Source organism: Methanobrevibacter intestini (genome assembly GCF_047402955.1).
GTDB lineage: Archaea > Methanobacteriota > Methanobacteria > Methanobacteriales > Methanobacteriaceae > Methanocatella > Methanocatella intestini.
Window position 1 is genome coordinate 663111 of the sequence record NZ_CP187956.1, and the last position, 20110, is coordinate 683220.

General features: G+C 29.9%; 18 protein-coding genes. 12 read left to right on the top strand and 6 right to left on the bottom strand.

The features are described 5' to 3' along the window. Positions 1 to 239 precede the first annotated feature (239 nt). The 9 genes from top6B to ACMC9J_RS03120 all read left to right on the top strand — a co-directional run bounded on the left by top6B (position 240) and on the right by ACMC9J_RS03120 (position 10402). Complete coding sequence (gene top6B / locus ACMC9J_RS03080; RefSeq protein ID WP_019264850.1) at positions 240 to 1940, top strand: DNA topoisomerase VI subunit B; 1701 nt, start codon at positions 240 to 242, stop codon at positions 1938 to 1940. A 13-nt stretch (positions 1941 to 1953) separates the two neighbouring features. Next, on the top strand, positions 1954 to 3054 hold the full coding sequence (locus tag ACMC9J_RS03085; protein WP_019264851.1) for a DNA topoisomerase IV subunit A: 1101 nt from the start codon (positions 1954 to 1956) through the stop codon (positions 3052 to 3054). Positions 3055 to 3494: 440 nt separating this feature from the next. Beyond that, positions 3495 to 5384, top strand: coding sequence for a carboxypeptidase regulatory-like domain-containing protein (locus ACMC9J_RS03090; protein ID WP_427003532.1), 1890 nt, complete (start codon positions 3495 to 3497; stop codon positions 5382 to 5384). A 1-nt stretch (position 5385) separates the two neighbouring features. Continuing rightward, positions 5386 to 5811: a 1,4-beta-cellobiosidase gene (locus ACMC9J_RS03095; protein WP_427003533.1), complete on the top strand. Its 426-nt coding sequence runs from the start codon at positions 5386 to 5388 to the stop codon at positions 5809 to 5811. Between the two features lie 104 nt (positions 5812 to 5915). Next, entirely contained in the window at positions 5916 to 6188 is a 273-nt protein-coding gene (locus ACMC9J_RS03100) for a metal-sensing transcriptional repressor (RefSeq protein ID WP_019264854.1), read from the top strand. A gap of 56 nt (positions 6189 to 6244) precedes the next feature. Next, positions 6245 to 8095 (top strand): heavy metal translocating P-type ATPase, encoded by a 1851-nt coding sequence (locus tag ACMC9J_RS03105; protein ID WP_427003534.1) that lies wholly within the window; start codon positions 6245 to 6247, stop codon positions 8093 to 8095. Between the two features lie 77 nt (positions 8096 to 8172). Further along, on the top strand, positions 8173 to 8385 hold the full coding sequence (locus ACMC9J_RS03110) for a heavy-metal-associated domain-containing protein (RefSeq protein ID WP_019264856.1): 213 nt from the start codon (positions 8173 to 8175) through the stop codon (positions 8383 to 8385). Positions 8386 to 8520: 135 nt separating this feature from the next. Then, complete coding sequence (locus tag ACMC9J_RS03115; protein ID WP_094516315.1) at positions 8521 to 9537, top strand: phosphorylating glyceraldehyde-3-phosphate dehydrogenase; 1017 nt, start codon at positions 8521 to 8523, stop codon at positions 9535 to 9537. A gap of 28 nt (positions 9538 to 9565) precedes the next feature. After that, positions 9566 to 10402 carry a TIM barrel protein gene (locus tag ACMC9J_RS03120; protein WP_427003535.1) on the top strand — a complete coding sequence of 279 codons (837 nt, stop codon included), beginning with the start codon at positions 9566 to 9568 and terminating at the stop codon, positions 10400 to 10402. A gap of 2 nt (positions 10403 to 10404) precedes the next feature. On the opposite strand, the gene ACMC9J_RS03125 is transcribed toward ACMC9J_RS03120, so the two are convergent. Then, positions 10405 to 11475, bottom strand: coding sequence for a metallophosphoesterase (locus ACMC9J_RS03125; RefSeq protein ID WP_427003536.1), 1071 nt, complete (start codon positions 11473 to 11475; stop codon positions 10405 to 10407). Between the two features lie 143 nt (positions 11476 to 11618). On the opposite strand from ACMC9J_RS03125, the gene ACMC9J_RS03130 reads away from it, so the two are divergent. Both ACMC9J_RS03130 and ACMC9J_RS03135 read left to right on the top strand, forming a co-directional pair. Beyond that, the gene (locus ACMC9J_RS03130; protein WP_019264860.1) at positions 11619 to 12554 is read left to right on the top strand and encodes a 3-hydroxyacyl-CoA dehydrogenase; all 936 of its coding nucleotides are present in this window, start codon (positions 11619 to 11621) and stop codon (positions 12552 to 12554) included. Positions 12555 to 12725: 171 nt separating this feature from the next. After that, on the top strand, positions 12726 to 13850 hold the full coding sequence (locus tag ACMC9J_RS03135) for an AAA family ATPase (RefSeq protein WP_331865136.1): 1125 nt from the start codon (positions 12726 to 12728) through the stop codon (positions 13848 to 13850). 14 nt (positions 13851 to 13864) lie between these two features. Here ACMC9J_RS03135 and hemA read toward each other — a convergent pair whose 3' ends face one another. From hemA to ACMC9J_RS03150, 3 genes are read right to left on the bottom strand one after another with little or no spacing between them, the layout of a single operon-like run. Further along, the gene (gene hemA, locus ACMC9J_RS03140; protein WP_019264862.1) at positions 13865 to 15061 is read right to left on the bottom strand and encodes a glutamyl-tRNA reductase; all 1197 of its coding nucleotides are present in this window, start codon (positions 15059 to 15061) and stop codon (positions 13865 to 13867) included. Beyond that, positions 15051 to 15677, bottom strand: coding sequence for a precorrin-2 dehydrogenase/sirohydrochlorin ferrochelatase family protein (locus tag ACMC9J_RS03145; RefSeq protein WP_019264863.1), 627 nt, complete (start codon positions 15675 to 15677; stop codon positions 15051 to 15053). The genes hemA and ACMC9J_RS03145 overlap by 11 nt, the downstream gene beginning before the upstream one ends. Position 15678: 1 nt before the next feature. Next, the gene (locus ACMC9J_RS03150) at positions 15679 to 16161 is read right to left on the bottom strand and encodes a methanogenesis marker 9 domain-containing protein (RefSeq protein WP_019264864.1); all 483 of its coding nucleotides are present in this window, start codon (positions 16159 to 16161) and stop codon (positions 15679 to 15681) included. Between the two features lie 337 nt (positions 16162 to 16498). Between ACMC9J_RS03150 and ACMC9J_RS03155 the strand changes: the two genes are divergently transcribed. Further along, a complete protein-coding gene (locus ACMC9J_RS03155) occupies positions 16499 to 17842 on the top strand; it encodes an IS4 family transposase (RefSeq protein WP_427003342.1) in 1344 nt (447 codons plus the stop codon). A gap of 48 nt (positions 17843 to 17890) precedes the next feature. Here ACMC9J_RS03155 and ACMC9J_RS03160 read toward each other — a convergent pair whose 3' ends face one another. Both ACMC9J_RS03160 and ACMC9J_RS03165 read right to left on the bottom strand, forming a co-directional pair. Continuing rightward, the gene (locus tag ACMC9J_RS03160; RefSeq protein WP_019267896.1) at positions 17891 to 18196 is read right to left on the bottom strand and encodes a hypothetical protein; all 306 of its coding nucleotides are present in this window, start codon (positions 18194 to 18196) and stop codon (positions 17891 to 17893) included. Between the two features lie 347 nt (positions 18197 to 18543). After that, complete coding sequence (locus tag ACMC9J_RS03165) at positions 18544 to 20076, bottom strand: IS1182 family transposase (protein WP_427003217.1); 1533 nt, start codon at positions 20074 to 20076, stop codon at positions 18544 to 18546. Between the last annotated feature and the right edge of the window lie 34 nt (positions 20077 to 20110).

The following is a 20110-nucleotide window of genomic DNA, read 5'->3' on the forward strand; positions in this document are numbered from 1 at the left end:
TTTATTTTGAAGTCAAAAATTTCAAAACAAATAGCAAAATATTATATACTTTACTTAGCATATATAGATAGTGTAATGAAAATATCATGTTTTCTACAATAAAATTATTATTTTTTTATCTATAACTTAATCATAACAGATAGAGTACTCTAAAAATATTACTTTGAAAATGCTCTCTGACTTGATTTAAATAAAGAATAGATTCATAAATAAATTATAAAATTTTAAGGAGGAAAAATTTGTCTCAACAAGCAAATGAACTCTTTGACAATTTCCAACAATTGACACCATCAGAGTTCTTTAGAAAAAACAAGCAAATGTTAGGATTCACTGGTAAAATCCGCTCATTAACAATTGTTTTTCACGAATTAATTACGAACAGTTTTGATGCGGCTGAAGAAGCAGGTATCCTTCCAGAAATCAATATTGAATTAAAAAGAATTGATAAAGAACATTACATTCTCAGACACTCCGATAACGGTCCGGGAATTCCTGAAGACTTTGTAATGCAAGTATACTGTAGTATGTTTGCAGGATCCAAATTCAGAAACATCCAGTCAAGAGGACAACAAGGTTTAGGTTGTAGTGGTTGTGTACTTTTATCACAGATGACTACTGGTGAACCTGCTCGTGTAATCTCCTGTTATCAGGAAGGAGATAAACTTAAAGGAGTTAAAATGAAGTTCAAAATGGATGTTAAGAAAAATAAAGGTATGTTAATGGAAAGAGAAGATTTCCCTGCTGAACATACTGGAGTCTGTATCGAATTACAATTTAAAGATGTTTCTTACTCCATGGCAGAACAAGGTGCTTTTGAATACATCAGAAGAACCATGATTGGAAACCCTCATGCAAAAATTACCTTTAGAGATCCAAGTGGACACAAATATATTTTTAAAAGAGCGGCAAATATTGTTCCGATACTTCCAAAAGAAGTTTTACCACATCCAAAAGGAGTTAGTGCAGATGATATTCTATTTATGGCAAAACATACTGATAAAAGACGATACAAGAGTATGTTAACCAGCTCACTTTCCAGAATGTCCAATAAAAGAGTAAACGAAATTGAGGAAATGACTGGTATTGACATGAATAAACGTCCAAAGGATATGACCTGGGCTGAAGCAGAAGCTATTGTAAACTGTTTCAAAAAAATGAAATTCATGGCTCCTCCAAGTAACGGACTCATACCTATCGGATCAGAACAAATTGAAAAAGGTATGAAACAAATTCTTAAACCTGAATTCATAGCTACACTTACAAGAAAACCTGTAACCTATGGAGGAGGTGTTTCTTTCATTATTGAAGCAGGAATTGCTTATGGTGGAGATTCCGGAAGAGTTGTAAATGAACAAAGAAAATCAGAAATTATGAGATTTGCAAATAGAGTTCCATTAACATTTGATCAAGGAAGCTGTGCAATTACCGAAGCACTAAAAAGTATTGATTGGAAACGTTACGGAATTAAAGACTTTGACAATTCCCCAATTACTTTATTTGTAAACATCATTTCAACACAAGTTCCTTATCTTTCTACCGGAAAACAAAGTGTATCTCCAGAACCTGAAATTGTTCATGAAATAAGACAGGCAACTATGACTTTAGCCCGTAAACTTCAAAAACATTTAAGAGCTAAAAAAGCTGCAAAAGAAAAAGCAATGCGTTCAAAAGTATTCGAAGATTATCTCCCAGTCATCATTGAAGAAGCTGCAAAATTAGGAGAAACTGGAATACCTGAATATAATCAAGTTTTAGCTAAAGTAACTAAAAGGGCACTTGCAGAATTACTTGGTGAAAAAGTTGAAGAAGAGGAAGAAGAAGTAGAAGAAGACGCATTAATTATGGAAGAACTTGATGAATTTGGATATGCTGTTGACGATGACCACAGTAATCTTAAAAACATTGAAGAGGAAGTTCCAGAATATGAGGAAGAAGAATAAACAGGTGATTTAAATGTCTGATGAAATAAAACAAAACCCAGAAGGTAAATCACATAAAGAACTAAGAAAAGAATATACCTTCAACAAATTAAAAGGATTAGGTCAGGAAATTATTGAAGAAATCGAAAAACAAAAAGTTCCTTCTATAAAAGTTCCTTCACGTGGTACCTCAAATATTGTTTATGATGAAGCAAAAAGATATTATGTTTTAGGAGACAGATACGGTAGAAGATCTCTTGGTAATGTAAAACAAATCAGAAAATTAGGGCAAATGGTTTATGTAGCTAATTTCTGTAAAGATTTAGTTCAAAGAGAAAAAACAGCTACAATCAGGGAAATGTATTATGTTTCTGAAGGTTGGGGAATCAGTTTTAAAACACAGCAGGAATCAAACATTGTTGGAGAAGATTTAGAAGTAACCTTAGGAACAACAAGGGAAGATTTAGGATTAATGCCAGAGGAAGATGGTGCCTCAGTATATGGTGATTTAACCTTAAAAGATGGTGATGTTGAAATTAATGCTTTAAAAGCTGGAAAATCAGGATATACTATTTCACCAACAATTGATCAAGTAGATTTCTTAGATTGTAATGTAGATAGAGTTATTGCTGTAGAAACCATGGGAATGTTCCACAGGATGGTTCAGGAAAAAGCATATGACAGATTTAATACCTTAATTGTAGGACTTAAAGGACAAGCAGCTCGTGCTACAAGAAGATTTATTAAAAGAGTAAATGAAGAATTACACTTGCCTGTTTATATCTGTAACGACGGAGACCCTTGGGGATTTCATATTGCACAGGTGATTATTTCAGGAAGTGCAAAATTAGCTCACGTTAATCATGATTTAGCTACTCCTGATGCAAAATTCATGGGAGTAACAGCTAGTGACATTATCAATTATGATTTGCCAACAGATAATCTTAAAGACGTTGATGTTATGAGATTAAAAGAGTTAGCTAAAGACCCAAGGTATAAAAGTGATTTCTGGCAAACTGAAATTAAAAAAATGCTTAAGATTGGTAAAAAAGCAGAACAGCAATCTTTCTCAAAATATGGTCTCGAATATGTAGTAGATACATATTTCCCAGAAAAACTAGAGGCTATGGAATAGATTTATTCCTTAAACTTCAAGCAAATTTTTTTAATTTGCTTTTTTCTTATTTTTTAATTTTCGTAATTTCACAACATAATAGCTATTTTTAAAAATTATTATCCTTTAAGTATGTATTATTAAATATTAACTCCATTTCATATTTAGAAAGAAAATAATCAGTATAAATTTACAAGACGCTCTTTTAGACATTATTTTAAAGTTTTATCGAAAGTTTATCATTTTATATCATCCTATGTTTTATTTATCATTATTTTTTATTTTTTTATTAAAAAGACAATAATAAGTTTTAAATGATACTGAAGAATATTAGCTCTTAAAACAAAATATAAAAAAGAAATGAATTTCAGAAGCATATAACATCAAAAATAAACAGAAAAAGTGTTATTTTTCCTAAAAAGTTTATATAATGAAGTACAAATTGGTTATAGTGTTGTCATATGAAAAATTTAATATTTAAAAAACAGTTGATAATTCTAATATCAGTTTTTATATTGATAGCTGGAATTTCTACTGTAAGTGCAAATGAAAATACTACTGATTTACATCAAAGTATGGAAACATATGATAATAACGTTATTAACACTGATTTAGAAGTTGATGATAATAATATTATCCAACCAAATACCACTGATGTTAAATCCGATGTTAGTATTGACATACATGACTTTGAAATGTACTATAAAAATGGTACAAAATTAAGTGGAAAATTATTAGACAATAATAGTAACCCTATAATTAACCAAACTGTTAGTATTAATATTAATGGTATGAGTTATAATAAGATTACAGATAGCAATGGTACATTTGGAATGAATATTAATTTAGATCCGAATGTTTACAATTTCACAGTAGCTTATAATGGTTCAGATATTTATAATCCTGCACTTAAAAATGCAAAAGTTACAATTTTATCTGTTATTGAATCAAATGATTTAGTTAAGTATTATAGAAATGAATCCCAATACTATGCTACTTTCTTGGATGAAAAGGGAAATCCAATAGCTAACAATACAGCAGTTACATTTAATATCAACGGTGTTTTCTACACACAATACACCAACGAAAACGGTACTGCAAAATTAAACATCCAACTTTATCCTAAAAAATATATAATTACAGCTATACACCCTAAAGGTGAAAAAAAAGGATATAATATTGATGTTTTGCCTACAATTGTTTCCAAGGACTTAGTTAAGTATTATAAAAATGAATCCCAATACTACGCTACTTTCTTGGACAAACAAGGAAATCCAATAGCTAACAATACAGCAGTTACATTTAATATCAACGGTGTTTTCTACACACAATACACCAACGAAAACGGTACTGCTAAATTAAACATTAACCTTAATCCTGGAAATTATATTATAACTGCTATGCATCCTGACGGATTGCAAACAGGAAATAATGTCTTTGTAAATAAAACTTTAATTACATATGACATTAGTCAGCCATGTAACAAAACAGGTACTGCAACTTTTACTGCAGAAGTTTTAGACGGGCAAGGCAGACCACTGGGTAATGCTTCTGTAACATTTCTTATTGCAGGTAAAGTTTTAACTAAAATTACTGATGAAAAAGGTATTGCTTTTATTAATATTAAAGCATACCCTGGAGTTTATACCATTACAACAACTTACAACGGTTATTCTGTAGGAAAAACTTTAGAGATTTATAATAATGAAACCGGATTTAAAAGGTATAATTTAGGTTCAAATGAAAATGGTACTGTCTATTTATATAAATCAATAGGTAATACCAGCTCAAATGTGAGAATAGCTTATATTATTGGTGTTCATGTAACTGAAAATGCTGTTCACAAAGCATTATTTGATGAATTAACAAAAAAATCCGGTGAATTAAATTACTGTTATGATATTTATAAAATAAATGTAACACCAATTGGTAAACCTATTGATGATATTAATAGAATGAGAGGACAACTTTTAGGACGTGATTATGTAGTTCCTGAAGCTATAAAAAACAATTATTCCCTTGTAGTTGATGTACATTCCAATCAAGGTGGAGCATATGTCATTACTAACTTTGCTTTTGCTCCGGCACAGGATAATGTATCAAAAGCCATAGCTACTAAAATAATCAATGATAATCCTGGTTTAAAGGAATATTTCCCTGCTTCACAAACAAGTCCACCATATGTAACTCTCCCTATACAAAAATCAGGTACTCCTACTGTACTTTATGAAACATATAAATACGAAGATTATAATAATGTAACTGTACCATATGTTGATTTATTAATTGAATCAGTTGATACTATATTTGACTATATATCATCTGATAATAAACTAAAAATGGAGAGATAAATTGCAGAAAAATAATCTTATACTTGCAATTATTATTGTTTGTATTATCCTCATTGGGTTAGTCTTTTATGCAACAAACATTACCAATTCATCAGATAATACAACTGAACATGATAATAATTCTACAATTAATTTAACTAACAATAGTACTTTATCTGATCAAAGCAGTTCCAGTTCTGATTCCAGTTCATCTGGAGGAAGTTCTTCAAGTTCTGATTCCAGTTCCAGTTCAACAACTGGAAGCTCTTCAAGTGGAAGTTCAAGCCATCAAAGTGGAACAAGCCACAGTGAAAGCTCTTCAAGTGGAAGCTCTTCAAGTGGAGGGTCTTCAAGCGGAGGTTCAAGCCACAGCGGAGGGTCTTCAAGCGGAGATTCAGGATCAGGCAGTAGTTCTGGTGATGGATCAGGTATTATAGATGTAACCTAAATGTTTACATCATTTTCTTTTTTTTCTTTTTGTAAACTCAACAACTCAAAATATTTATATACAACAAGTAAATATATACCCTACTAGGTATAGGTTGTGTTATTTTGAAAAAATGTATGGATTCTGAGAATCTTCACAGAAGATTAAAAAAAATAATAGGTCAACTAAATGCAATTGACCGTATGATTGATGAAGATGTTCCTTGTGAAAATATTTTAATGCAAATAAATGCATCAAAATCAGCACTACACAAAGTAGGACATATAATTGTTGAAGGACATCTTGAACATTGTATTAAAGAAAGTATGGAAAAAGGAGATACTGAAGAAGCATTAGCTGATGTATCTACAATTTTAGAATATTATTCCAGAATTTAATTTTTTTTAAAATAATTTTATACCTATAGGGGTATACCTATACTTTAGGTGATTAAATGAATATTAAAAATTGGCTAGGAAAAGATGAATTAAAAGAAATAATATTAATGGTTATTTCAGCTATCTCATTAATAACAGGTTTTATAAAACCAGACTTATTATTCTTTGATTTATCATGGATAGCAGTTATATTATGTGGTTTACCCATAATCAGAGAAGCAATAGAATCATTAATACATGGAAAAGACATAAAAGCAGATTTACTTGTTTCAATAGCTATCATATCATCAATAATAATTGGTGAAGTATTTGCTGCAGGAGTAATTGCTTTAATCATGACTATTGGAGGATTTTTAGAAGAATACACTGTAAGCAAAACTCAGAATGGAATTAAACATTTAATTGACATTACTCCCACAACTGCAACAATAATAAACAGTAATGTGGATGAAAAAGAAATAGCTGCTCAAAATATCAGAATAAACGATATTATCAAAGTATTGCCTGGAGAAATAATTCCCGGAGATGGAGTAATTATAAAAGGTGAATCTTCAATAAACCAAGCAGCATTAACTGGAGAGTCACTTCCTGTGGATAAAACTGTAGGTGATGAAGTATACAGCGGTACAATAAACTTATATGGTTCAATAATCATCAAATCAACAAAAAATGGAGAAAACAGTTCAGTAAACAAATTAATAAAATTAATTGAATCTTCAAAACCTGAAAATGCAAAAATCGTAAAAGCAGCTGACAGATGGGCAACATGGATTGTTGTAGTTGCATTTATCTGTTCAATAGGAACATGGATTATAACTCATGAAATTTTAAGAGCAGTTACAATACTTGTAGTATTTTGCCCATGTGCATTAGTTTTAGCTACGCCAACAGCAATTATGGCAGCTATTGGAAATTTAAGCAAAAAAGGAATTCTTGTTAAAGATGGAGAAACTCTTGAAGAGCTAGCTAAAGTAAATAGTATAATTTTAGACAAAACCGGAACATTAACTTATGGAGAACCAGAAGTAAATCAAATAATCCCATATGATAAGAAATACACTAAAAATGAAATAATGCATATTCTTGCATCACTTGAAAATAAATCAGAACATCCTCTTGCTAAAGCAATTGTGAAATATTATAAAATCCGTAAAAATCCCCCATTGAAAGAAATAAATGATTTTGAGATTATTTCTGGAAAAGGAGTTAAAGGAAAAATTGGAAATAATGAAATAGTAGCTGGAAACAAAAAGCTTCTAAATGAAAACTATAAAGAATTTGAAAAAACAAAAGTTCAGCCTCATTTAGATGCTGGAGCAACTGCAATTTATCTTTGTATGAATAATCAGTTAATTGGAGCAGTATTATTATCGGACATTTTAAGAAATAATGCAGTTGATGTTATTCTTAATTTAAAATCAATGAATGTTACTCCGGTACTTATGAGTGGAGACAATCAAAATACAACTCAAACTATTGCTTCGAAAGTCGGGATTGACAATTACAAATATAACTGTTTACCAGAAGATAAAAGTAATTACATTAAAGAATTACAATTAAAAAATAATAAAGTAGCTATGATTGGAGACGGATTAAATGATGCTCCCTCTCTTAAACAAGCTAATGTAGGAATTTCAATGGGCAGCATCGGCAGTGACATTTCAATTGAAGCTTCAAATATTACTTTAATCCATGACAATATCCAAGACTTGCCCCATTTATTTAAAGTATCTAAAAAGACTTTAAGAACCATTAATGCCGGAATTGGATTTGCATTAACCTTAAATTTAATAGCAACAGTTTTAGCTATGCTTGGATTATTAAATCCTATTGAAGGAGCATTTGTACATAACATTGGTTCAGTTATTGTAATTGTTTATGCATCACTACTTTTAAATTACAGATAGATATTTTGGCATGACTAAAAGTTTATATATAGTTTCTGGCCAAATACTTAAATATAAACAATTAAGGAGAAAAAATTATGGCAACTGAAGAAAAAACTATTAATGTTGTTGGAATGCACTGTCCATCTTGTGTAGCAGCTGTTGAGCTTTCCATAAAAGATTTAGATGGTGTAGAAGATGCTAAAGCTGACTTAGAAACTAATACTGCAAAAGTTACATTTGATTCCGATAAAGTATCTGATTCTGATTTAGCTGAAGCTGTCCAAGAAGCTGGATTTAAGGTAGAATAAATCTCCTACCTTTGAATCTTTTTATTGCTCTTTTTTATTAATTTTAAAATATCAAATTTTATATAATTTAACTTACAAATTTTAATCCATATAACAAATTTTTTTAAAAATTTAATATTAAAATTAGGGATTAAAATGAAATCTGTAGCTATAAACGGATATGGAACCATAGGAAAAAGAGTGGCAGATGCAGTAGCTGCTCAAGATGATATGAAAGTAATTGGTGTAAGTAAAACTAGACCTAATTACGAAGCAAGAACTGCAGTTGAAGAAAAAGGTTATGATTTATACATTGGAATTCCTGAAAGAGCCAATCAATTTAAAGAAGCAGGAATTGAAATAGCTGGAACTGTAGAAGACATGATTCAGGAAGCAGATGTTGTTGTAGACTGTACTCCTGGAACTATCGGTCCTCAAAATTTAGAAATGTATAAAAAAGCTGGAGTTAAAGCAATTTACCAAGGTGGAGAAGACCATGAATTAACCGGTCTTTCATTTAATGCTATTTCAAATTATGATGACTCTTACGGTAAAGATTACACCAGAGTTGTTTCATGTAACACCACAGGACTTACACGTACATTAAGTACTATTGACCCTATTGCAGATATTAAAAAAGTTAGAGCAGTAATGGTTAGAAGAGGATCTGACCCTTCAGAAGTTAAAAAAGGACCTATCAACTCCATTGTGCCAAACCCTCCAAAAGTACCGTCCCACCACGGTCCTGATGTAAAAACGGTTATGGAAGGTATTGATGTAACAACAATGGCATTACTTGTTCCTACAACTCTTATGCACCAACACAACATAATGGTTGAAATAAATAATGAAATAGAAACTCAGGAAATTATTGATGCTTTAGAAAAACGTTCCAGAGTTCTTGTTGTAGATGCCGGTGAAGGTTTAGGTTCAACTGCAGAACTTATGGAATATGCTAAAGAACTTGGAAGAAACAGAAACGATTTATATGAAATTCCAGTTTGGAGAGAATCCATAAATGTTGTAGGTAATGAATTATACTATATGCAAGCTGTTCACCAAGAATCAGATGTTGTTCCAGAAAATATTGATGCAATTCGTGCATTACTTGAAATGGAATCAGATAATGAAAAATCAATAGCTAAAACCAACAAAGCAATGGGAATTTTATAATTTCCATTTAACACTTTTTTTGATAAAGATGAAAAATAATGTAATGTTTGGACCTGCCGGAAGTCCTGTTAATTATAAAGGAGCTGCTTACAAAGCACCGAAATATATTAAAGAAGAAGGTCTTGATTCCTACGAATATCAATCCCCTTATGGTGTAAGAATTGGTGAAAAGTCAGCTAAAATTCTAAAAGAAGAATCCGAAAAACATGACATTCTCATTTCAATGCATGGACCATACTACATAAATTTATGCTCTAAAGAAGAAGAGAAAATTAAAAAAAGTCTCAACCATCTAATTGCAACAGCCCGTGCCGGAGAATGGATGGGCGCATACAGATTAGTGTTTCACCCTGGTTTTTATTCAAATAGAAAGCCTGAAAAAGCAATGGAAATTTCTAAAAATACCATTAGTAGATTATTTGAAGAGCTGGAAGCTGAAGGTATTGAAGAGTTTACTTTTGCACCGGAAACCACAGGGAAACGTTCACAACAGGGAAATGTTTCAGAGATTGTTGAATTATGTGCAAGTTTTGATCATTTTGAACCAACAATTGATTTTGCCCATGTTCATGCACGTGGAAGAGGATTTTTAAATAAAAAAGAAGATTATAACTGCATTTTTTCACAACTGGAAGATAATTTGGGTATTGATATCCTTCATTGTCATTTTACAACAATAGAATATGGCAATGGTGGTGAAGTAAAACACCACACTCTTGCTGAAAGTAACGAATATGGACCTAACATTGAGGATTTACTTTCAAATCTCATAGACAATGGCTGGAGAGCAAATATTATTTGTGAAACTCCTCTAAGAGATGAAGATGCTCTGAAAATGAAAGAGCTTTACGAAACCATGATTTAAACTTATTTTTTTCTTAATTTTAATATAACCAATTCTGAATCAGTTCCCCACCTCATAGGAGTGTCCATTGAACCTACCCCAGTAGTGACTGACAGATAATTACCATTTTCTTCAAATATTCCCTTATTGTATTTAAACATCAATTTACAAAACAGATTCATTGGATAAAATTGTCCACCATGAGTATGGCCAGACAACTGAAGATTGTAACCTAATCGGGCAAATAAATCCCAAGCATAAGGAACATGATAATTTATAATATTTACGGTATCATCATCAGTAGCCTGTTTTAACTGTTCATTAGATACATCTTCCTTATCTCCAAAAGTAAAAGACAATCCAAAGATATTCAATCCTTTAAATTCCATTTTTTCATCATCTAAAACAATTATTCCAGCTTTTTTGGCTGCCCTGCAAACATTTTCAATTCCAGGATAGAAATCATGATTTCCAGGTGTAAACAGAATTGGCATATTTACATTCTTAAATGCATTAAAATCATCGTCTTTAACCCCACAAGATCCGTCAGCCAAATCTCCAGAAATAATAGCAATGTCACAACTGTCAGACAATTCATTTAACTTATTAGCTACCTGATTAATTATTTTTTTATATCTTACAGCACCAAAATGTATATCTGACAAATGGACAATATTAACTTCTTCCTTTAAATTTTTGAATTCTAAAGTATGTTCTTTAACTATTAATTTATGAGCATGATAATAATTATAAACACCTAAAATCGGCACAACAGCTAATAAAATACATACAACACCAAATGGAATGTCAATAAATTGTTTTATTACATAAATAACAATCAGATCTATTAAAATCATCAGCATTGACCATTGCCAAATCCCAAATATTTCTGTAAAAAATCTTCCGGCAGCAGTTGATTTTTGCTCTTCAAATATCATGGGGATACATTGAAGGCCACCTAAAAGTAAAGTAGCTATAAACAAATAAACATCCTTAACTCCACCAAAGAGTAAAAATAAATATTTCAACAGGAAAAATTCAAAAAGCATATAAAATGGAGTTGCTATAAAAACTCTCTTTGTTCTAAAACTCATTTTTTCATCTCAAACAACTAATTAGTTGATTTATTTTAAAATTATTTAAAGCTTTAGTCAGGATTATAACGAAATTAATAATAATGATGATTTCTTAATTATGAAACATAGGATATTAATATGTATCCAATAGAGGTGTAAAAATGAATATGAAGAAAATTGTAGTAGCAGGTGGTGGAGTACTAGGTAGTCAAATTGCTCTTCAATCTGCTTTTTGTGGCTTTGATGTAACTATATGGTTAAGAAGCGAAGGATCAATTGAAAGAGCACAACCTAAACTTTTAAGATTAAAAGAAATTTATTTAAACACTCTTGAAGCAATGAAAACAAACCCCACAGCATATTGTAGAGGATTCAGCTGTGAAAGTGAACTGTCTGCAGATAAAATCAACGACCTTAAGCAAAAAGTTGAAGATGCCTATGACAGCATAACCTTAACAACAAGTTATGAAGAAGCAGGAAAGGATGCTGATTTAGTTATTGAAGCTATTGCTGAAGATCCTGAACAAAAAATAGCATTTTATCAGGAATTAGCTAAACATCTTCCTGAAAAAACAATAATTGCAACTAATTCTTCCACAATGCTTCCAAGTGCATTTGCCAAGTACACAGGACGTCCTGAAAAGTATCTTGCACTCCATTTTGCAAATGAAATCTGGAGAAACAATACTGCAGAAATTATGGGCCATTCAGAAACTGGTCAGGAATATTTCAATGCAGTATGTGAATTTGCTGAAAATATCAATATGATTCCATTGAAACTTAAAAAAGAACAACCAGGATACATCCTTAATTCAATGCTCGTTCCATTTTTAAGTGCTGCAGAAGCATTATATGCAGGAGGAGTTGCTGATTTTGAAACTATTGACAAAACATGGATGTTAGCTACAGGTGCTCCATTAGGTCCATTTAGAATACTTGATGTTGTAGGTTTAACTACTGCATATAATATTGGTATGATGAATCCAAAAGCTAGCGATCCAGACACCATTGAGGGAAAAGTAGCAGCTATGCTTAAAGAAAAAATAGATGCTGGAAAAACTGGTATAAACTCAGGTGAAGGTTTCTACAAATATTAAAATAAGAATTTAACCATTCTTATTTTTTTAAAATCTTACTTTTTTTCATCACCGCAATATCTGATAAAACAAATGCAATAACCACATTAACAATATTTATTATATTTTTATATAGTAAAACAAATAAAATACATAGTTAATTAAAAACAACTGTTACAAGTTGGTGACTAAATGAAAACAAACAATAAAACCCATGAAACAAAACCATCTAACCCAAAATCAAAACCCGCGCAAAAAGAAAACACTCCTTTTGCTGAATGTATAGTTTTAAAACCTGTAGGTTATCCTTTTGATTTTGCAATGATGGAAAATAATCTTGAAATTATTGATAAAGCATTATTCGAAGAGTATGCTCGTGAACAATGGTTAGGGTTAGTTGTAAAAGAAAATTCCTATCTTTTCGATCAGAAAATAATTCCTGATTACGGTTTTCAAATAGTATCTCTCAACCCCAATAACTCAATAATCTCTGAAAACACTAAAATTAAACTTTTAGATATTGGAGAAAATACTTTGGATACTGTTAAACGTGTTAAAACAGATGTCAAACTTTCAGATGTTGTAGGACAGGAAAATGCTAAAAATAAAACTAAAGTTTTAATCAAATATCTTGAAAATCCTGATAAATTTGGTCCATGGGCTCCAAAAAACATTTTATTTTATGGATTTCCAGGTACTGGTAAAACAATGCTTGTAAAAGCACTGGCTAATGAACTTGATGTTCCATTGTATTTAATAAAAGCCACTTCATTGATTGGAGAACATGTTGGTGACAGTGCATCTAAAATACAGGAATTATTTGAAAAAGCTCAAAAAACAGCACCATCTATAATATTTATTGATGAAATTGATGCAATTGCACTTCACAGAAGTTTCCAGTCACTTAGAGGAGATGTTGCTGAAATTGTAAATTCCCTTTTAACTGAAATGGATGGAATTAATGAAAATAAAGCAGTGATGACAATAGGAGCCACCAACACTCCAAATTCAATTGACTATGCTGTAAGAAGCAGATTTGAAGAAGAAATTGAATTTGTTTTACCTGATGACAATGAGAGAAAAACTATCTTTGAAAATAATCTTAAAACATTTCCACTTGAATATGAATTGAATATTGAAAAGTTAGTTAAAATTAGTAAAAATATGTCTGGAAGAGACATTAAAGAAAAAATTCTAAAAACAGCACTTCACCATGCAATTTCACATGACAAGGAAATTGTAGATAAAAAAGATGTGGAATATGCTTTAAAAGCAAGTAAAATTAAAAATAGTGAAGTAAAAGGAATGTTTGAATAAAAAACATTCTTTAATTATTCTTCAAACATGAATTCAATAGCTCTAATTAATTCTTCATCATTTTCATGAGCTGCCTGTTTGATTTTTTTAGAAATATCAAAAAATATTTTATTAACAATAGAATTTGTTAAATTATCTACTATTTTAGCATTTGCATCTACATCAGAAAGTTTAGCAATTGCTTTCTTAGTTTCTCTTTCTCTTATCTTTTCCATAGATACTCTTAAATTAGCAATAATATCTTCAACACCAATTAGCTTAAAGGATTCTTTAAGTAAAGTGAACTCCTCATCGATGATATTTTCAGCTTCTGCAAATTCCTTTTTTCTGAGTTTAGTATTTTCATCTGCAATCTCACGTAAGTCATCAATATTGAATAATTTAACTCCCAATTCACAGACATCCTGACAGATATCTCTCGGATTAGCTATATCAATCATAAGCAAGTCTTTAAAATCTCCATCAGTCTTTTCCAAACGTTCTTTATTTAAAATATAATGCGGAGCACCAGTTGCACTTATTATTAAATCTGCTGTTTGAACATACTTGCCCAATTCACTGAAAAGAACAGCATGACCGTTTAAATCATTAGCCAGTTCAACAGCAACATAATAAGTTCTGTTTGCAACAAAAATTGCATTTAAATTTTTTTCAGCCAAAGCTTTAGCCACCAGTTTACCCATCTTTCCAGCACCAATAACTAAAACAGACTTATTTTCAAGATTTCCCAAATGCTTTTCAGCCAGATCAACAGCTGCAGAGCCGATAGAAATTGAACCTTTGTTAATATTAGTTTTGTTTCTTACTACACGACCTACGTGGATAGCTTTAGTAAAAATAGAATCTAAAATCTTGCCGCAATGACGTTCTTTAAATGCCTTTTGCTTAGCATCACTAACCTGGCCTAAAATTTGGTCTTCACCTACAATCATAGACTCCAAACCAGAAGTCATACGAAAAAGATGCTTAATGACATTATCTCCATAATCAATAATAATGCTTTTATTTTCATGAGATAAAAGAGAATCTGAAGCATCTATATTATCATTATGAATATAATATTCCTTACGATTACAAGTAGATATTTCCACATATTCCACAATTGAGTACTTTTCCTGCAGTTCCAAAAACAGCTGATCCATTTCTTTTGCAATATTTTCCATAGCATCAATATTTGCAATTTTATGGTCAACCCTTAAATTAAGTATCATCAAATCCCCTTATTAAATCATCGATATACTTTTTAGCTTCATCTATTTCATTGTTATCAAGCAAATCCTTAATATTTTCATTACTGAAAATTTCATAAAGATACTGCCTTCTTTTTTTCTGGTCAGATATCTTGGATTTAAGCAATTTACGACTATAATCCTGAAGTTCGATTTTTAAGATATCTTCCTTCGTAATGATGGATTGAATTTTTTTTCTTAATTGGCGAGCCATCAATGGACTTTTTCCATTTGTAAAAATAGATATTTCGACATCGCCAATATTAAAACTTGTAGGAACAATAATATTTCCATTATCTGGAAAATCAGCCCTATTTAATAATTTATCCCCAGCTATTTTACCAACATAATCAGACAGTTCCCTATCACCGCTAGCTATTACAACTAACTCAGACCATTGAACTAATTTATCTACATCGTCAACTGAAGCTAAAACCGCTCCTTTATTAATTAATTCCTTATCTAAAACATCTCCTGCTAATTTAACATTAGCTCCATGGTCAAGAAATTTATTTGCTCTTCTTGTAGCTACTTCACCAGTACCTAATATAAATACATTTAAATTGGCTGTTTTAAGATATAGGGAAGTCCAATCCATATTAATCAGCATTTCCTAAGGATTTAACACGCAATAATTTTACAGCCATTCTTAAATCATTATTACAATCATTTAAAACATTCATAGCTTCCCTTTCACCAATATTGAAAGTTTCAGCCAATACTTTTACACTTTCATCAGGATCAGGTTTATCAGCACCAACCAATCTTTCGGACAATTCCTTTTTCAAGTCCAGATATTCATCATGAGTCATTCCAATATTTCTTAAAGTAATATCACGTAATGGACATGGTTTAGATGGTTTACAACACCATACTAATGATCCGAAACAAGTTCCAGTTCCTTCACCTAATTTAGTTTCTTTTGCGAATTCCGTTTTAATATCAATATATTCTTGAGGAGTTAAGTTAACTTCATCCAAAGCATTTAATATTGGACAAGGTTTAACTGGAGGGCAACAAAAAGCCAATCCCCTTTTATCTCCACCTCTACAGATATGAGATGGCGCATCTTCCCAAGTCATAATTAACCTCCAAATTAATAATCATTTCTCATGAAATAATTTATACAGATATAATTTATTTTAGTTTATATATAATCTTTTTTATGAAAAAACATTGCTGTCAAGCTAAGCTTTTTTTGATTTTTAGTTTTTTTTCATTTAATTATTCTTATTTTTTGCTTATTTATTTTATAACTTGTTATATTCTTTTTATTTTAATTGTATCTATTTTTATTTTAATTATATTTAATTTTAAGTATTTTTTATAGTTAATTTTATTTATTAGTAATTATATATATTTATTTAAGTATGTTAGTTTATTTTAGTTTGATATAGTTAAATTGGAGTTGATTTAGGCATGTTTTTAAGTAGGATAGTTTCAGATGAATTCGGAAATTTTAATAATTTTGTTGAACGAAAATATGTATTAAGTGATGTTGCTTTTACTCGAAAAGGAAAATTGAGTTTAGAGTCAATTATTAAATATCCATTGTGCAATAATAAAAAAACAACATCTATTGAGATTAATCGTTTTTTAAGAAACGAATTGAACGATAGAGGTGTTAGAATTACTAAACAAGCAGTTTCTGAAAAAAGACAATTTATTGATCCTCAAGTTTATATTGACATGAATGACAGCTTAATTTCAAAAATATATGCTCATAAAGACGAAATGACAACTTTCAAAGGTTTTAACGTCTATGCAATTGATGGATCAATTGTTGAAATCCCAAACACAAAAATAACAAGAGAAGAATTTGAAATTCCAGAAAAAACTGAACTAAATAAAGATACATCAACTGCAAGAATCTCTTGCATGGCCGATACAAAATGGGACTTCATAATCTCATCAAACATAACCAATAAAAGCACCAGCGAAATAGAACACGCATTAATGCACTTAGACGATGCAAAAAATAAAATAGACCTCACAAAGACAATAACAACCTATGATAGATTCTATAACTCCATAGAAATAATGTTCAAAACCATGCTATTAGACTCTTACTTCATAATACGTGGAAAAACACACACATTTAAAAAACAACAAAATAAAATGAAAAAAGAAGGAAAAACCGACGAAACACACGAAATCAACATAAAAAAAGCACAAATCAACAATTTTTTCACAGAAGAAGTAAAAAAATTCGCAAGAAAAACACGAGAAATAAAAGTCAGAATAGTATTCGTAAAACTCAAAACCGGAGAAACAGAAACACTATTTACCAATTTACCCAAAGAAATAGCAACACCAGAAGAATTAAAAGAATTATATGGCACAAGATGGACAATAGAAAAAAACTACGACAGATTAAAAAACAAACTCCACATTGAAAAATTCACAGGAAAAAAGAAAATAATCATCGAACAAGACTTCTACAGCCACATATACCTATTAAATATACTAATAGCACTCAAACATGACGCAGAAGAAGAAATAACACGAAAACCAAAAGAAACAACAAAATACAAATATGTTTACAAAAGCAATGTAAACACACTTATCGGAAACATAAAAGAAGAAATGCCCCGGCTCCTAACAGACGATAAAGAAGAAATAAAACAAATAGTAGAAGAAATACTAGACATAGCAAGAAAAGACCTAGTATACACAAAAATCAAAGCACCAACAAACAAAGAAAGAGATAAAAAGAAATATTATCACAAAAAATGCAAATCAAACATCCAAAACAGCTTTTAAAAAAATGCAAAACCTTAACTTGACAGCAATGATGAAAAAATAATCTGATTAATATTCTATTGTATGACTGATACATTTAAATACATTGCCAAAATCATCTAAATAAGTTTCATCCTTAAGTAAATTGAAATATTTTAATGTTAAAGGAGATAATTTATGAAATACCTGATATTTAGTCAGATTATTTTTAAAATCCTCAATAACTACATCATATACTCCTGCTTTAGGAACAAAACAAATACTGTATTTAATATTATCAGAAAGAAGTACAGTTTCTTCAAATAAAACTGCATTTGAATCATAAAGTTGTTTAATTTTTCCTTTTGATTCCTCTGTTTTTTCAATAATCGCCAATCAAATCACCTAAATCTAATTAAAAAAAAGAATAGAAAAAATATAATTTAATGTTACTTAAAACTGCTCATACTAATTCTTTAGCAACATCAAATGTAAACCCAGCTAGCTTTAAACTAACAAAAAAGTGTTTAATAAAATAAAAGAGGATGGGAAAAAATTAACTTTTTGAGTTGATTTGTTTTTTAATATTTTTTGGTATTTGATTGTTTTACTATCTTAAATTCTTTTATTTTTCGTTAATTGTTTTGTTATTTTTGTATTGGTAAAATAAGTTTATATCAATTGTTATATTTTTATTTGATAGTTGTTTTAGGGTTATTTTTATCCATTGATTATGTTTTTTTTTAATTTTCGGTTATTTTGTTGAATATTTTTTTGAGGTTTATTGCTATTATAAGTAGTGTTAGTTCTGTTTTGACGTTTTGTAGTCCGTATGAGTTTGTTTGTCTGTATTCTAGGTTTTTTATTAGGTTTCCAAAGACTATTTCTATTGTGCTTCTTTTTTTGTAGGTTTCTTTTTCTTTTGGATCTTCGAATTTAATGGCCATGTTTTTTCTTGATTCTGTTCCATATTCGGTTATTGTTTTGTATTGGTTGTATCCTGCACATTTTGTTTGATTGTGACAGTATTTGCATTCTGTTGTGTAATATAATTTTTTAGTTGTGCCATTAGAGAAGTATTCTTTTTGAAATGGGAGTATTTTGTTATTTGGGCATATATAAGTGTCTTCTTCTGCTTTGTATGTGAAGTTTACTTTTCCAAATGGTTTATTTTCTTTGTTTTTTGATTTTACTTTCATTGATTGTGTTCTATTTGGTATTATTGCTGTTAGATTGTGGTTTTCCATGTAATCAAGTGCATATTCTGAGTAATATCCATTATCTGCTAGTATTACTGTGTTTTTGAGTGTGATGTTTAAATTTTTTTGAACATTGTTTATTTCAGGTATTAATGAGTTTAAATCTATGGGGTCTCGTATTAAGTTTATATCTATTATTATTCCTGTTTTTGTGTCATTTACTGATTGTATGTTGTAATTGAAGTCCGTTCCTCCTTTTTTATTTAGCATCCAAAGTGCTTCTTTGTCTGTTGTGCTTATGCTTCTTTGTTTGCTTTTAGTTAAAATTTGCTCCATTTCATCTAATTCGATTATTGCATGTGTGTAATGATTTATTGATTTTATTGCTTTTGTAAAATAGTTTATACAGCCTTTTCGTACTTTCTTTTTTTGTTTTGAGTTGTTTTTGTTTATTTCTTTTTTAGTTTCAATTAAATATTTTTGTGCTTCTTTTATTAATTTGTCTTTTCTTGAAATAGTGTGTGATTTTTCGATTTGATTGGTGAATTGTTGTGTTTTTTCTTGTTTAAAGATATATTGGAGGAAATAGATGTCTTCCATTTTTAATATTTTTGATTTTGATGCATTGGCCCGTATTTTACTTCCATCAATTGCAATAGTTGATAAATCTAAGAATTGATAATATTGGGCGAATTTAACGCAGTCAACAAATAAATCACTTATGATTTGATGTGATTTTCTTTTGAAATCATTTATCAAATGATAAGATGGTGTTTCATAGTTCATTAGCTTTTGATATCTTGTATCAAATAATAATTTCGTGTTTATTTTTCTTCCACTTGTTATGCCTTCGCTTGATGCCAAAATAAGCACTTTACAAAGTGAAATTTCACTATATCTTGGTCGGCCAATTTTATTGGTTCGTTTTTCAATATCATGATTGTTGAAAAACCAGTTTACAAAGTAATCAATGAAAAATACAAATTTTTCATGCTTTGTTTTTATATCTTCAAAATCTAATAACTTTTTAAGTTCATTTAAATCCATTGAATTATTAATAATGTTATTTAAATACATTATATTAACCTATCTTTTTATACTAATATATTTA

What these genes read in the sequence shown, in the direction of transcription:
- ACMC9J_RS03085 (WP_019264851.1), top strand. Translation starts at nt 1,954, where the DNA reads ATGTCTGATGAAATAAAACAAAACCCAGAAGGTAAATCACATAAAGAA.
- ACMC9J_RS03090 (WP_427003532.1), top strand. Translation starts at nt 3,495, where the DNA reads ATGAAAAATTTAATATTTAAAAAACAGTTGATAATTCTAATATCAGTT.
- ACMC9J_RS03105 (WP_427003534.1), top strand. Translation starts at nt 6,245, where the DNA reads ATGAATATTAAAAATTGGCTAGGAAAAGATGAATTAAAAGAAATAATA.
- ACMC9J_RS03110 (WP_019264856.1), top strand. Translation starts at nt 8,173, where the DNA reads ATGGCAACTGAAGAAAAAACTATTAATGTTGTTGGAATGCACTGTCCA.
- ACMC9J_RS03115 (WP_094516315.1), top strand. Translation starts at nt 8,521, where the DNA reads ATGAAATCTGTAGCTATAAACGGATATGGAACCATAGGAAAAAGAGTG.
- ACMC9J_RS03120 (WP_427003535.1), top strand. Translation starts at nt 9,566, where the DNA reads ATGAAAAATAATGTAATGTTTGGACCTGCCGGAAGTCCTGTTAATTAT.
- ACMC9J_RS03125 (WP_427003536.1), bottom strand. Translation starts at nt 11,475, where the DNA reads ATGAGTTTTAGAACAAAGAGAGTTTTTATAGCAACTCCATTTTATATG.
- ACMC9J_RS03130 (WP_019264860.1), top strand. Translation starts at nt 11,619, where the DNA reads ATGAATATGAAGAAAATTGTAGTAGCAGGTGGTGGAGTACTAGGTAGT.
- ACMC9J_RS03135 (WP_331865136.1), top strand. Translation starts at nt 12,726, where the DNA reads ATGAAAACAAACAATAAAACCCATGAAACAAAACCATCTAACCCAAAA.
- hemA (WP_019264862.1), bottom strand. Translation starts at nt 15,061, where the DNA reads ATGATACTTAATTTAAGGGTTGACCATAAAATTGCAAATATTGATGCT.
- ACMC9J_RS03145 (WP_019264863.1), bottom strand. Translation starts at nt 15,677, where the DNA reads ATGGATTGGACTTCCCTATATCTTAAAACAGCCAATTTAAATGTATTT.
- ACMC9J_RS03150 (WP_019264864.1), bottom strand. Translation starts at nt 16,161, where the DNA reads ATGACTTGGGAAGATGCGCCATCTCATATCTGTAGAGGTGGAGATAAA.
- ACMC9J_RS03155 (WP_427003342.1), top strand. Translation starts at nt 16,499, where the DNA reads ATGTTTTTAAGTAGGATAGTTTCAGATGAATTCGGAAATTTTAATAAT.
- ACMC9J_RS03165 (WP_427003217.1), bottom strand. Translation starts at nt 20,076, where the DNA reads ATGTATTTAAATAACATTATTAATAATTCAATGGATTTAAATGAACTT.